The following is a 12,968-nucleotide window of genomic DNA, read 5'->3' as shown; positions in this document are numbered from 1 at the left end:
AATGCCCCCACGCTTGCCGCTACGCGGCGGCGCTGCCCCCCGAGGGGGCGCTTTTTGCCTTGGGGCGGCCCGGCGGCAAAAAATGCCTCCACGCATGCCGCTACGCGGCGGCGCGGCCCGGCGGCAAAAAACCGCCATGCCCCATCCCGGGGCATGGCGGTCGCACGGTCCGGTGCCGGATCAGCGGTGGGGCCAGGGCCTGGCGGGGGCGCCCAGCACCGGTTCTCCCAGCAGCGGGGTCGACAGCGCGTAGGCGCCGTTTTCCGCGAAGGCCCAGATGATGTTGCGGTCGTACTCGGTATAGATCGCGAAGATGCCCTTGCCCAGGGTGTACTTGGGCAGTTGCGTCTCATCGGCCAGGGCAGGCACGAAGTAGCCGGCGATGGTCGGCTTGGCCGGATCCTTCACGTCGTAGATCTGCACGCCGGCGTTGTAGAACGAGTACGGGACGATGCCCTGGCGCCACTGCCCGGGCTGGCCGATCGCGTTGGCGCGCTTGGGACCGTAGTTGCCGCCGCGTTGGCAGAAGTGCGTGAACGGCGCGCCCTTGGGGACTTCCGGCTCGGGCATCTTGGCCGCGACCTTCAAATTGGACGGGTCGCGCGCATCGATGACGAAGATGTCCTTGTACGGTTCATAGCAATCGCGGTTCATCGGGTAGCCGTTGGTGAACACGTACCCCGTGCGCGCGTACTGGCTGACGTCGGCGTTGTCGAACTCCGTGCCGGCGAAGCTCGGTGGCGTGTTCACGCCGCTGAGCATCCGCGGCTTGGCCGGATTGGACAGATCGAAGGCATAGATGCCCAGGCCGCCCATGGCGCCGAAGCCGATCTTGCCGCCATCCTCCAGCGCCTTGGGCAGGAAGATCGGATTGCGGGCGCCCATCCACGAGGTGCGGTTGCCGGCGCGAGGGTTCATCAGATAGGCCGATTCGTGCTCCGGGTTGCCCAGGATCTGCCCCGGCACGGCGATCTGCGACACGAACACCGGATCGGCCGGATCCGACATGTCCCAGACCTGGTAGCCGGGCGAGTACAGGTAGTTGGGATATTCGGTCAGCGCGTAGGTGTCGTCCGGGGCCGCCGCCACGATCATGTACTTGCCGCCGTAGTATTCGGGCGCATCGAGCGAGCCCGATCCCTGCTGCTGGCCAATGGGGGCGTCGGGATGTCGGACGTCGGTGGTACGCGTGGCGAGCAGCCGCCACTGGCTGGGCAGCGGACCGTCCATCGCGAATACCTTGAAGCCCTTGAGCGAGTTGTAGCTGCGCTGCGCCGCCACTTTGTCCGGCTCGTCCAGCTTCTCGGACATCAGGCCATAGCGGCCGATCTCGTACGAGGCCACCAGGACCGGCTTGCCGAGTTTCTTGCTCCACGCGATGGTCGCGCCGCCCAGGTAGTCCTTGACGTTGGCCGCGTCGTACCACTCGCTGGGGCCCTTGGGCCCCCAGACGCCGCCGCTGGAGAAGACGATCTTGCCGTTGGCCGGATCGGTGACGTCCATGATGCGCAGGTAGTCGCGATCATGGATGTACAGATAGCGCTTGCCTTCGAAATCGATGATGTTGTTCCAGGCATGGAAGGGAGAATTCACGCCCGGATAGAAGGCCAGCACCTTGACGTTCTTCGCGTAGCTGTTCTTGTCCCAGCTCGTCATTTCACCGGGGAAGGGCTGGCCCTCGTGGACCTCCGGCGTGGCCTTGGGCCAGATGAATCGTCCGGTGGCGGGATCCATGCCGTAGTCGACGCCGGGCTTGAGCGGTGCGGGACGGCGCTCGGGCGTCAGGCGCAGCCAATCGGCCAGGTAGCGGTCCTTGACGTTGGGGGTGCCGGGCGTGGCCTGGCCGGTCGCGGGCGGGGCCGAGGGGCCGGCGGCCCACGCGGGCGGGAAGGCCGCCACCAGGATGGCGGCCAGGGCCGTGGCGGCGTGCTGGATTCGAGGGGAGAGCCTGTGCATCGATTCCTCCTTTATGACATCGATACGTTTTTCAAACGCTGGGCCGGATGGCGGGAAAATCAGAACGCGTGGCGGATGCCGAGCTGGAAGCCGGTCGGGTTCTGTCCACCTTCGGGATAGGCCTGCCAGGTGACCGGATAGGGCACGGGCGTCTTGTTGCGGTGCTGGACGTGGGCCACGGTGCCGTACAGGTCGGTCCGCCTGGACAGGCTGTAGATGTAGCCAAGCACGCCGCCCGTGGCGTTGGAGATGGCCTGGTTGTGGTCGTCGTGGCGATGGACCAGGCTGGCGAAGATGCGATGGCGGTCGTTGATCTTCCAGCGCACGCCGGCCTGGACGTCCCAGCCCTGGGAATCGAAGGCGACATAGGGCGGATAGGCGTAGTACCCGCTGTAGTTGTGAAAGCTGATCGTCGGTTCGAGGTTGCCCACCCGGTAGACCATCGACACGAAGTTGTCGCGTGCTGTGCGGATCTGCGAGGGCTGGAAGATGTCCCGCGTGCGCTGCAACTGGCTGACCGCGCCCAGGTACAGCGGACCGTTGCGGTATTCGAGCGACGCGCTCAGGAAGCGTCCCGATCTGGTGCCGTCTTCCGCGCCGGCGCCGTACATGGCGCGCACCGTGAAGCCGCCGAACGACGGCGAGGTGTAGTTGACCGCGTTGTCGACCCGGTAGGACGAGTAGAAGAACTGCATGTTGTTGACCATGCTGAACGCGGCCGCATAGGACGGGTCCGCGTAGCCCGCGATCCAGAACGAGGGCGTGAACTGCCGGCCCAGCGTCAGCGTTCCCCAGTTGCCCTTCAGGCCGACGAACGACTGGCGAAACTGCGCCGACTGCGCGCCGGTATCGGCCGAGAACATCGGTTCGATGGTGAACATGGCCCGGTTGCCGTTGCCCAGTTCCTCGAAGCCGCTGATGTTGAAACGCGAGTTGTTCAGGCCGCCGCTCGATACTCCGGTGCGGTTGCCGCCCGCGCCGGAAGCGCGCAGGTGTTCGATGTTCAGGTCGACGAAGCCCGACAGCGTCACGCCCGATTGCGCATGCGCTCCCGCGCAGGCCACCGCCATGGCGCAGGACGCGGACAGCCTGGCGCATCGCGTGGATGATCTTCTTTCCATACTCCCTCCAAATGCTCGTTGTTGTCGTGCGCAGGTAGACGCGCCGGCACGCGGTTGGCCAGGCTTCGTTGCAGGCTTATCTCCTGTCGGCGTCAAGTGTATACATATGAATATAAAAAAGTTCATATAGATTATTAAAAATCCATTATTCATTTAAGGAATACAAGATAGGAAAACGGACTGGAAGGGAGGAAGTGACGGAAATTCGCGAAAAACTCATGAAAATGGGCTGTTGGCCGGAAATCCGGGGCGGCTGGGCGAAAAATTCGTTAGCTATTCCTTTGTCGAATACCGTATTCCTTATTTGCTATTGAGAATACATATATTTTGATATGTATACTTCATGGCCGTCAGCTATCCCGGCTCGGCGACTTCCCGTCCATTTCTTCAGCGATCCGTCCGATGATTACTCGCGAACACTGCGCCGCGCTCGACGCGGCCGACCCTCTGGCCCATTGCCGGGCGCGCTTCGACCTGCCGCCCGACACGATCTACCTGGACGGCAACTCGCTGGGAGCGATGCCGGCCAACGTCCCGGCCCGCATCAGGCGCGCGCTCGAACAGGAATGGGCGCACGGCCTGATTCGTTCGTGGAACGACGCCGACTGGTACCCGGCACCGCAGCGCACGGGCAACCGGATCGCCACGCTGATCGGCGCGGGCCGGGACGAAGTGATCGTGGCCGATTCGACCTCGGTAAACCTGTTCAAGGTGCTGGTGGCGGCCACCCGCATGCGTCCGGGGCGTCCGGTGATCCTGGCCGAGCGCACCAACTTCCCGACCGATGTCTATGTGGCCGACAGCGTGGCCGAGATGACGGGGCGAGAACTGCGCTGCGTCGATCCGGCCGACGTGCTCGGCGCCATCGACGAGACTGTCGCGATCGTGTCGCTGACCCACGTGAACTACAAGAGCGGCTGGTGCTACGACATGGCGCAGGTAACGCGACGGGCACGCGAGGCGGGCGCGCTGATCGTTTGGGACCTGTGTCATTCGGCGGGCGCGATGCCGGTCCGCCTGAACGACTGCGGCGTCGATTTCGCGGTGGGCTGCGGCTACAAGTACCTGAACGGCGGGCCTGGCGCGCCGGCCTTCGTTTTCGTGGCGTCGCGCCACCTGGCACAGGTGCGCCAGCCCCTGACCGGCTGGCACGGCCATGCCAGGCCCTTCGCGTTCACCCATGACTACGAACCGCATCCGGGCATAGACCGGATGCTGACCGGGACGGCGCCGCAGCTTGGCGTGATCGCGCTGGAAAGCGCGCTGGAGGCCTTCGACGGCGTGGACCTGGACGTGCTGCGTGCCAAGAGCGTCGCGCTGGGCAACCTGTTCATCGACCTGGCCGACCAGCAGCTCGCCGGCCTGGGGTGCCGGCTCGCGTCGCCGCGCGATCCACGGGAGCGCGGCAGCCAGGTGTCGCTGGCGCATGAGGAGGGCTACGCCATCATGCAGGCGCTGATCGCCCGCAACGTGATCGGCGATTTCCGCGCGCCCGACATCCTGCGCTTCGGCTTCGCGCCCCTGTACGTCCGCTACGTCGACATCTGGGACACCATCGCCGCGCTCGAGGACATTGTCCGCACGGGTGCCTGGAACACCGAGGCGTTCAAGACGCGCAAGTCGGTGACCTGACCGCTTTCCCCGGCCACAAGAAATCAACAGCCGCGCCGCGGGGCGCGGCCCATGGAGGAGATACTCATGACGCAGCAGCCTCGGGGCTTCGACACGATCGTCGAGCGCGAGCAAGGACTACAGCGCGGATTGTCGACGGGACAGCTGTCGATGATCGCGATAGGCGGTGCCATCGGGACGGGACTGTTCCTGGGGAGCGGCTTCGCCATCGGATTCGCCGGCCCCAGCGTGCTGGTCAGCTATGCCATCGGCGCGCTGATCGCCCTGCTGCTGATGGGATGCCTGGCGGAAATGACCGTGGCCCATCCCACCTCCGGTTCGTTCGGCGCCTATGCCGAGCACTACATCGGCCCATGGGCGGGGTTCCTGGTCCGGTACGCCTATTGGGCGTCCATCGTGTTCGCGGTCGGCACCGAGGTGACCGCCATCGCGGTCTACATGAAGTTCTGGTTTCCGGCGGTGCCCGGCTGGTACTGGATCGTGGGGTTCTCGGCCGCGCTGATCGGCGTGAACGCCCTGAGCGTGAAGGTTTTCGGCGCGGTGGAATATGTGTTCTCGATGCTCAAGATTGCCGCCATCGTCGGCTTCATCCTGCTGGGCGCCCACCTGGTGTATGAGGCGCCCGCCGGTTCAGGCGTCGGCTTGGCCAATTACACGTCGCATGGAGGGTTCTTTCCCAAGGGGTGGTGGGGCATGTGGGTGGCGGTGATCGTCTCGATCTTCAGCTATCTGAGCATAGAGATGATCGCGGTCGCCGCCGGCGAGGCGCGCGACCCGCAGCAGGCCGTCAGGCGGGCCTTCCGCGCGACGCTGTTCCGGCTGGTGTTCTTCTACCTGCTGACCCTCGCGCTGATGCTGGCCATCGTGCCGTGGACCGCCGCGGGCGTGGATGAAAGTCCTTTCGTCAAGGTCATGGCGGCTACCCGGGTGCCTGGCGCGGCCAGCGTCATCAACTTCGTGGTCCTGGTGGCGGCGTTGTCGGCCATGAACAGCCAGCTCTATATCACCACGCGCATGATGTTCAGCCTGTCCCGCGCCGGCTATGCTCCCGAACGCCTGGGCCGGGTGAACGCACGGGGCGTGCCGGCGGCGGCCCTGTTCCTGTCGGCCATCGGCATCGCGCTGGCCGCGGTGCTGAACGTGGCCTATCCCGAGGCCGCGTTCACGCTGATGATGTCGGTATCGATGTTCGGCGCGATGTTCACGTGGCTGATGATCTTCCTCACGCACCTGTTCTTCCGCCGCCGCTACCGCGGCCAGGCGCTGGTCTTCAGGATGTGGGGGTTCCCGTCGACGTCCGTGCTCGGGGCCGCCCTGATGCTGGCCGCGCTGGCCACCACTTATTTCACCCGCGAGTTCCGGATGACGTTGCTGTGCGGCGTGCCCATGCTGGTCCTGCTGTCGGCGGTCTACGCCGGCTGGTACAGGAAGCGCGCCCCGAAAGGCCAGCCCGGCCTCAGGCCTTCAACCGGGCATCCATCGTGATCTGCGCGTTCAGCACCTTGGACACCGGGCAGCCGGCCTTGGCCGAATTGGCCGCGGTCTCGAAGGCCGCCCGGGAGGCGCCGGGAATGGCGACTTCCACGTCCAGGTGCACCGCGGTGATCGAGAAGCCGTCTCCCACCTTGTCCAGCGTGACCGTGGCGGTGGTCGCTATGCTTTCCGCGGTCATGCCCGCCTTGCCGAGTTCGGCGGACAGGGCCATCGAGAAGCAGCCGGCATGGGCCGCGCCTATCAATTCCTCGGGGTTGGTGCCTTTGCCTCCCTCGAACCGGGTGTGGAAGCTGTAGGGGGTTTGCGAAAGCACGCCGCTTTCGGTACTGAGCGTACCCTTGCCGTCCTTGATGCCGCCTTTCCAGACGGCCGAAGCCGATTTCTTCATGAGACGCCTCCTGGTTGACAGAGCCATCCAGCTTAACGCCTGGCGGCCGGCCCCGGCCGGGAGGCAATCGCAAGCGGCTGTAACGCCTCAGGCGTGCAGGGCTCGCTGCCAGGCGGCGCTTTCCAGCATGGGTGAGAGATGCCCCGCCCGGCCGTGGACGACGGCCTGGCGGATGAACGGGGAAAGGACGAGCCCGTGTTCCGGCGGGAAGAGCCGGTCGCCGCTGCCCAGCAGCCAGCGTACCGGCGTGCGGCAAGCCGGCAGCCTCGCCCGCACATCGAAGCTCATGGCCGCCTTCCGAAGGGCGGCCAGCGACCAGGGGGAGAACCGCTCGGTCCAGCGGGCGGCTTCGTGGGCGATGGCCGGCGCGGGATCGGCCACGCCGCTGGCGGCCAGCCAATCGGCCTGGCCGTAGCGGGTCAGCGTCGCCTCGCGCAGCCGCTGCCATTGCGCCCGGGCTTGCGGCTCGCCGGCCTGCCAGGCCCGGGCCAGGGCGCGCAACCGGTCCAGTTCGGCGGGCGTTCCGTTGCCCGCCGGCCCGGAGGCCAGCACGACGACGCGCGAGGTGTCCGCGGGAGCCGCCACCGCCCATTGGAAGGCCTGGTAGCCGCCGTAGGAATAGCCGATGACTTCGTCCAGCCGCGAGATGCCCAGCGAGGCGAGCCAGCGTCCTTGCAGGCGGACGGTATCGCCGATGGTGACGGCGGGAAAACCGGCCGGGTCGGCTTGCGACGACGGTCCGCTGGAGCCGAAGCAGGATCCGAGCGCGTTGGGGACGAGCACGCAGCAATCGCGCGTGTCGTAGTGGCGGCCGGGCCCTATCCACCCGGCGCCCCAGCCCGCGTCGGGAGCCGGATCGGCTCCGGGTATCGGCAGCGCCTGCGGGCTGGCGGAGATGCCGTGCAGGAAAAGCACCACGCGCGAGGCCTGCGCGGGTTCCGGCCCGTAGCGGCACCAGGATAGCCGGGCGGGCGCGAGGCGCCCGCCCAGGTCCAGGGGCAGCCCCGGTTCGATGTGGACGCCGGTCGCGGCGGGAAGGTCGGTCATGGTGCTGGCCCGGGCGACGTGCCTTCAGACCGGCCGGTCGCCCAGCACGGTGGTGCGCAGGATGGTCCGCTTCAGGTGCGCGGGCAGGTCGCGCGTGGTCGCCTTGTGCATGACGCAGCGGTTGTCCCACATGACCACGTCGCCGGGCGACCATTGCAGCGCGTATTGGTAGCGGTCCTGCGTGCAGTGCGCGAACAGGCGGTCCAGCATTTCGCGGCTTTCGCGCTCGGGCCAGCCCACGATCTCGGCCGTCATGCCGGGATGGACGAACAGCGCGCGGCGGCCGGTTTCGGGATGGGTGCGTACGATGGGGTGCTCGACGTCGGGCGTCTGGGCCAGCTGGCTGCGATTCATGACCACGCGCGTGCCGTCGTCGGTCCTGTCGCTGCGCGGCCGGTAGCGATGCACCGCGAGCTGCCCCTCCAGCCTCGTCTTCAGGCTGTCGTCCAGTTCTTCGTACGCGCGATACATGTTGACGAACAGCGTGTTGCCGCCTTCGGGCGGGATGACCTGGGCGTTGAGGATGGTCGCCTTGGCCGGTTTTTCGCGGAAGGCGAAATCCGAATGCCAGTATGAGCCGCCGTCGGCGATGCCGGCGGGAACGCCGTCCTTGACCTCGTTGGACAGCACGAAGATCTCGGGGTATTCGGGATGGTTGTATTGGGACAGCACGTGGATGTCCAGCGGCCCGAGCCGGCGGCTGAATTCCAGCTGCTTCTCGGGGGTCAGGGCCTGGTCCTTGAAGACCAGCAACTGATGATCCAGGAAGCTGCGGTAGACCGCGTCGTAGGTCGCGTCGTCCAGGTTGCCCAGATCGACGCCGCGCAGGGCGGCGCCGATCAGCGGACTGAGTGGAGTAGCTTGCATGTCTGGCTCCTTGCGTGTCAGGAAAGGCGCTGCACGCGCGCGGGCGTGCACACCAGCGGCTCGGCGCCGTGCTCGCCGATGAGCACGGGATACTCCAGGCGCAGTCCGCCCACGCCGGGCTGGTAGAGATGGGTGCCCAGGGCCGCCACCATGCCGGGTCGCACGGTGTCCTGGCTGCGCAGATTGATGAAGGGGCGGGTGCGCGCGCAGGTGCCCAGTCCGTGGCCGAACAGCGGCAGGCCGAATTCGCCCAGGCCGAATTTCTCGAACACGGCCAGGCCTTCCTTGACGCAGTCGGGAATGGGGCGGCCGGGCCGCAGCGATGCCAGCATCGTGTCCACGGTGGCTTCCCAGCAGTCGATCATGGTCTGCTGCCGCGCGTCCGGCTTGCCCAGGAACACTGGCAGCGCGGTGTCGGCCAGATACAGGTCCAGCATGGGGTGCAGGTCCAGGATGACGAACTCTTTGTTGCGGATGGGGCGGTCGGTGGCCTGCTGGGTCACGCCGCGCAGGAAGCCGGTGCGTTCGCCCGCGCCCACCTCGGTGCCGCCCGTGACGGCCCAGGACCAGGTGCTGCCGCGTTGCCGGATCGCGCGTTCGATCTCGCCCGCCACCTCGTTCTCGGTCGCGCCCGGGCGGACGGCCGCGAGTCCGCGCTCGAAGCCGTAGTCCGACACGTGGGCCGCATGGCGCAGGCGCTCGATCTCTGCGGCCTCCTTGATCAGCATCGCTTCATCGAGCAGGTCGACGCCGTTTTCCAGTTTCGCGCCGGGCAGGTGCGAGGAAATCTCGAAATACTCGGCCGCGGTCAGCATGCCGGGCGCGACCTGCGCCGCGCCGGGGTGGGCCAGGTCGAGGCCGATGCGCCCCCGGTCCAGTCCATGGTGACGCAGGCGCTGCGCGATCAACTGAGGAAAGTCGGAGAACTCGAAGGTGTGCATGGCCACGTCGTGGCCTTCGGCCGCCACGCGCGCCGCGTCCATGGCCCAGTACAGGAATTCGCAGCTGCCGTCGGCCGTGACCAGCACGGCGCCACGCCAGGGCATGAAGGCGCCGCTGAGGTAGTGCAGCGCGCCCTGGCGCGTGCCGAGGTAGGCGTCGAAGCCCGCTTCGCGAACGTGACGCGAGACGTTGCGGCGCCGCGCTGGAAAATCGATGGACTGCATGAGTGTGTCTCCGTGGTTCAAGAAACCGACGCGCCGGACGCCTTGACGACGGGGGCCCATTTCTGGGTTTCCTCGCGCACGAAGCGGGCGAAATCGTCGGGGGTGCTGCCGACGGGGTCGGCGGCCTGCGAAGTGAGTTGTTCCTTGATCTTCTGGTCGGTCAGCGCCTTGGCGATTTCGCGCTGCAACCGGTCGACGATGGGGCGCGGCGTGCCCGCGGGGGCGAAGACGCCTATCCACGACGTCATCGCGTAGCCCGGCACGGTCTCGGCGATGGCCGGCACGTCGGGCGCGGCGGGCGAACGCCTGGGGCCGGTCACGGCCAGCGCCCGCAGCTTGCCCGCCTTCACCAGGGGCAGCGCCACCACCATGCTGTCGAAGGCAAGGTCGGCCTGGCCGCCCATGACGTCGGTCAGCGCCGGCAGGCTGCCCTTGTACGGAATGTGCTGCATGGACACGCCCGCCATCTCGTTGAACAGTTCGCCCGACATGTGCATGGACGTGCCGCTGCCGCCCGAGGCGCGGTTCAGCGCGCCGGGATGGGCCTTGGCGTAGGCGATGAGCCCGGCCACGTCGTGCACCGGCAGCCTGGGGTTGCTCACCACCATGAGCGGATAGGACACGACCTGCGTGACGGGCGCGAAATCCTTGATCGGATCGAAGGGCAGCGAGCGGTACAGCGTCTGGTTGATCGCGTGCGTGCCCATGGTGCCCATCAGGATGGTGTAGCCGTCGGGCGCCGCCTTGGCCACCAGGTCGGCGCCGATGTTGCCGCCGGCGCCGGGCTTGGCCTCGACGACCACGGGCACGCCCATGCTGTCGGACATTTTCTCGGCCAGCATGCGGGTCACGATCTCGGTCGGTCCGCCCGCGGCCGCGGGAACGATGAAGCGTATCGGCCTGGCCGGATAGGCGTCGGCCGCCGCCGCGCTGGTGGCGAAGCCGGCCGCTGCCAGGCAGGCCAGCCCCAGTGTGAGTCGCAAGGTCTTGCGCATGAGGTCTCCTGGTCGGGTTCTGAAAACACCCTTAATTAGCGAACAAAAGTTCGCTAATTAAATTTACGCCCGGAGGGCGAGACTGTCAAACTACAATCCACGCGGTGCCACGGGACACGAACGGACATGACGCAGAGCGAAGAAAAGGAAAAGAAAGAGGAGTTCCTCGACGGCCTGGCCAACGGCCTGCAGGTGTTGCAGATCTACGCGGGCGGCGTGCCGTCGCTGACCATGCAGGACGTGGCCGAGCGACTGGGCGTGACGCGCGCGGCCGCGCGGCGCATCCTGCTGACGCTGGAGAAGCTGGGCTACGTGGGCCAGGAGGGAAGGCAGTTCTCGGTGACGCCCAAGGTGCTGGAACTGGGGTACGCGTACTTCGCGGCGATGAAGCTGCCGCAGCTCGCGCGCGCGGCGATGCGGGAAGTGGCCGACGTGCTGGGGGAGACCTGCTCGCTGGGCGTGCTGGACCGCGAGGACGTCGTGTTCCTGGCGCGCGAGGATGCGCCCAAGCCGTTCCGGCTGGACTTGTCGGTGGGGAGCCGGCTGCCGGCCTATCCCCATTCCCTCGGGCGCGTGCTGTTGTCGGGACTCGAGGACGACGCGCTGGAAAAGTACCTGCAAACGGTGGAGCCCAAGCGCCTGACGTCCACCACGACGGTGTCCAAGGCCGCGCTGCGCAAGCTGGTCAGGCAGGTGCGCGGCGATGGATACTGCATCTCCATCAGCGAACTGGTGGACGGCTTCGCCGGCGTGGCGGTGCCGCTGCGCGGCAGCGACGGGCGCACGGTGGCCGGGCTGAGCGTCAGCATGGTGCTGGGAAGCCGCAAGGCATCCGAATTGAAGAGCGCATGCCTGCCGGTGCTGTTGAAGGCCGCCGAGCGGATCCAGTCGATGATGCCCAGATGAACCGGGCCGAGGCCGACGCGCGGGCCGTCGTGCCGCTGCGCGTGCTGCGCGCGGTCGCCGCGGTGGCGCAGGCCGGGGGCGTGACGCCGGCCGCGCGGGCGCTGCACCAGTCCGCTTCTTCGGTCACCCGGGCCGTCCAGGAGGCGGAGTCGCTGCTGGGCGTACGCCTGTTCGATCGCGGCGCCCGGGGCATGGCGGCCACGGCGGCCGGCGAGGTCCTGGCCTTGCGGGTCGCGCGCGCGATGGCCTTGCTGCGCGCGGCCGCCGAAGGTTTGCGGTTGCGCGGTGCGCCGGAGTCGGCGATGGCCCTGCCGCGTCTGGTCGGCGATACCTCGCTGGCGGCGCTGGCCCTGCGCGCGGAACATGCCACCGAAGGGGCCGCGGCGGATGCGTTGGGCATTTCCCAGTCGGCGCTGCACCAGGCGCTGCGCCGGCTCGAGCATCTGGCCAGGCTTCCCTTGTTCGAGCGGACGCGCGTCGGCACGCGGCTCAACGAATCGGGCCGCTGGCTCCTGCTGCACGCGCGCCGGGCCATGGCCGAGATCAGGATCGGGCACGAGGAACTGGCCCGCTGGCGAGGACTGGGAGGGCGGAGCGTGTCGATAGGCTCGCTGCCGATGGCCGGCGACGTACTGGTGCCTCGCGCGGCCGCGCTCGCGATCGGCGCCGAGCCCGACATCTCGCTGACCATCAAGGGCGGTACCTACGAGGCCTTGACCGAGATGCTGCGCGCCGCCGACATCGATTTCATGGTCGGTCCCTTGCGCGGCGCCGCGTTGGCCGCCGACTTCGTCGAGGAAGTGTTGTTCGTCGATCGCTTCGTGGCGGTCGTGCGCGCCGGCCATCCGCTGCTGGCGCGCCGCCGGCACCCTTCGTTGCGCCGGATGGCGGCCTATCCCTGGGTGGGGCCCTTGCCCGGCACGCCGGCGAAGCGGGTGTTCGACCACTTGTTCGAGCAGGCGGGCATTCCCATGCCTGGCGTCTCCATGCAGGCGCATAGCACGGCCGTGGTGCGGTCGGTCCTGTTGTCCGGCGACCATGTGGCGCTGGTTTCGCCGTTGCAGGTACGCGCGGAGGTGGAGGCCGGGCTGCTGGTCCACGCAAGCGGCCCCCTGGCCGGGACCGAGCGGGGCATCGGCATCACCCAGCGCCGGGACGCGTTGGCATCGTCGGCCTGCCTGGCCGCCATGGCGGCCTTGCGCCAGGCCGCCGCCGAAGCCATCGGCAACCCTGCCGATAAGTAGAACGCAACGCAGGCTCCCCAACACGCAAGGCAGGGCCCGCCCCGGCACGGGCCCAGTTCGTATACTGCCCGGCAAGGAAAAGCTCCGGCGATGCGCGGCTCGTCCACGCCTTCGCCGCTGGCGGAAACGACAAGAAAAAAGAGGAGGCCACG

Annotated in this window: 11 protein-coding genes; 4 read left to right on the top strand and 7 right to left on the bottom strand. The window is 67.6% G+C overall.

Annotation, left to right across the window (positions count from 1 at the left end):
* Positions 1-180: 180 nt before the first annotated feature.
* Positions 181-1,956 carry a hypothetical protein gene (locus tag CDO46_RS06410; protein ID WP_087837731.1) on the bottom strand — a complete coding sequence of 592 codons (1,776 nt, stop codon included), beginning with the start codon at positions 1,954-1,956 and terminating at the stop codon, positions 181-183.
* 59 nt (positions 1,957-2,015) lie between these two features.
* Positions 2,016-3,077 (bottom strand): porin, encoded by a 1,062-nt coding sequence (locus tag CDO46_RS06405; RefSeq protein ID WP_087837730.1) that lies wholly within the window; start codon positions 3,075-3,077, stop codon positions 2,016-2,018.
* A gap of 402 nt (positions 3,078-3,479) precedes the next feature.
* Between CDO46_RS06405 and kynU the strand changes: the two genes are divergently transcribed.
* Positions 3,480-4,709 carry a kynureninase gene (gene kynU / locus CDO46_RS06400; protein WP_087837729.1) on the top strand — a complete coding sequence of 410 codons (1,230 nt, stop codon included), beginning with the start codon at positions 3,480-3,482 and terminating at the stop codon, positions 4,707-4,709.
* A gap of 66 nt (positions 4,710-4,775) precedes the next feature.
* Positions 4,776-6,194, top strand: a complete 1,419-nt coding sequence (locus CDO46_RS06395) for an amino acid permease (protein ID WP_087837728.1) — start codon at positions 4,776-4,778, stop codon at positions 6,192-6,194.
* Here the strand turns inward: CDO46_RS06395 and CDO46_RS06390 are convergent.
* The 5 genes from CDO46_RS06390 to CDO46_RS06370 form a co-directional block, all read right to left on the bottom strand.
* Positions 6,166-6,591, bottom strand: coding sequence for an OsmC family protein (locus CDO46_RS06390; protein ID WP_087837727.1), 426 nt, complete (start codon positions 6,589-6,591; stop codon positions 6,166-6,168). The two genes, CDO46_RS06395 and CDO46_RS06390, sit on opposite strands and share 29 nt — an antisense overlap.
* 87 nt (positions 6,592-6,678) lie before the next feature.
* Positions 6,679-7,638, bottom strand: a complete 960-nt coding sequence (locus CDO46_RS06385) for an alpha/beta fold hydrolase (protein ID WP_087837726.1) — start codon at positions 7,636-7,638, stop codon at positions 6,679-6,681.
* A 24-nt stretch (positions 7,639-7,662) separates the two neighbouring features.
* A complete protein-coding gene (locus CDO46_RS06380) occupies positions 7,663-8,505 on the bottom strand; it encodes a TauD/TfdA family dioxygenase (RefSeq protein ID WP_087837725.1) in 843 nt (280 codons plus the stop codon).
* Positions 8,506-8,522: 17 nt separating this feature from the next.
* Positions 8,523-9,671, bottom strand: coding sequence for a Xaa-Pro peptidase family protein (locus CDO46_RS06375; RefSeq protein ID WP_176400668.1), 1,149 nt, complete (start codon positions 9,669-9,671; stop codon positions 8,523-8,525).
* A 17-nt stretch (positions 9,672-9,688) separates the two neighbouring features.
* The gene (locus CDO46_RS06370; RefSeq protein ID WP_087837723.1) at positions 9,689-10,666 is read right to left on the bottom strand and encodes a tripartite tricarboxylate transporter substrate binding protein; all 978 of its coding nucleotides are present in this window, start codon (positions 10,664-10,666) and stop codon (positions 9,689-9,691) included.
* A gap of 126 nt (positions 10,667-10,792) precedes the next feature.
* Here CDO46_RS06370 and CDO46_RS06365 point away from each other — a divergent pair, with 126 nt between their 5' ends.
* Positions 10,793-11,572 (top strand): IclR family transcriptional regulator C-terminal domain-containing protein, encoded by a 780-nt coding sequence (locus tag CDO46_RS06365; protein ID WP_087837722.1) that lies wholly within the window; start codon positions 10,793-10,795, stop codon positions 11,570-11,572.
* Positions 11,569-12,816, top strand: a complete 1,248-nt coding sequence (locus CDO46_RS06360; RefSeq protein WP_165963182.1) for a LysR family transcriptional regulator — start codon at positions 11,569-11,571, stop codon at positions 12,814-12,816. The genes CDO46_RS06365 and CDO46_RS06360 overlap by 4 nt, the downstream gene beginning before the upstream one ends.
* Positions 12,817-12,968 lie beyond the last annotated feature (152 nt).

Source organism: Pigmentiphaga sp. NML030171 (assembly GCF_002188635.1).
Taxonomy (GTDB): Bacteria; Pseudomonadota; Gammaproteobacteria; order Burkholderiales; family Burkholderiaceae_B; genus Pigmentiphaga; species Pigmentiphaga daeguensis.
This window is presented reverse-complemented; position numbering and strand designations above follow the sequence as displayed.

Coding starts and splice junctions, on each gene's coding strand:
- CDO46_RS06410 (WP_087837731.1), bottom strand. CDS start 1,956: ATGCACAGGCTCTCCCCTCGAATCCAGCACGCCGCCACGGCCCTGGCC.
- CDO46_RS06405 (WP_087837730.1), bottom strand. CDS start 3,077: ATGGAAAGAAGATCATCCACGCGATGCGCCAGGCTGTCCGCGTCCTGC.
- kynU (WP_087837729.1), top strand. CDS start 3,480: ATGATTACTCGCGAACACTGCGCCGCGCTCGACGCGGCCGACCCTCTG.
- CDO46_RS06395 (WP_087837728.1), top strand. CDS start 4,776: ATGACGCAGCAGCCTCGGGGCTTCGACACGATCGTCGAGCGCGAGCAA.
- CDO46_RS06390 (WP_087837727.1), bottom strand. CDS start 6,591: ATGAAGAAATCGGCTTCGGCCGTCTGGAAAGGCGGCATCAAGGACGGC.
- CDO46_RS06385 (WP_087837726.1), bottom strand. CDS start 7,638: ATGACCGACCTTCCCGCCGCGACCGGCGTCCACATCGAACCGGGGCTG.
- CDO46_RS06380 (WP_087837725.1), bottom strand. CDS start 8,505: ATGCAAGCTACTCCACTCAGTCCGCTGATCGGCGCCGCCCTGCGCGGC.
- CDO46_RS06375 (WP_176400668.1), bottom strand. CDS start 9,671: ATGCAGTCCATCGATTTTCCAGCGCGGCGCCGCAACGTCTCGCGTCAC.
- CDO46_RS06370 (WP_087837723.1), bottom strand. CDS start 10,666: ATGCGCAAGACCTTGCGACTCACACTGGGGCTGGCCTGCCTGGCAGCG.
- CDO46_RS06365 (WP_087837722.1), top strand. CDS start 10,793: ATGACGCAGAGCGAAGAAAAGGAAAAGAAAGAGGAGTTCCTCGACGGC.
- CDO46_RS06360 (WP_165963182.1), top strand. CDS start 11,569: ATGAACCGGGCCGAGGCCGACGCGCGGGCCGTCGTGCCGCTGCGCGTG.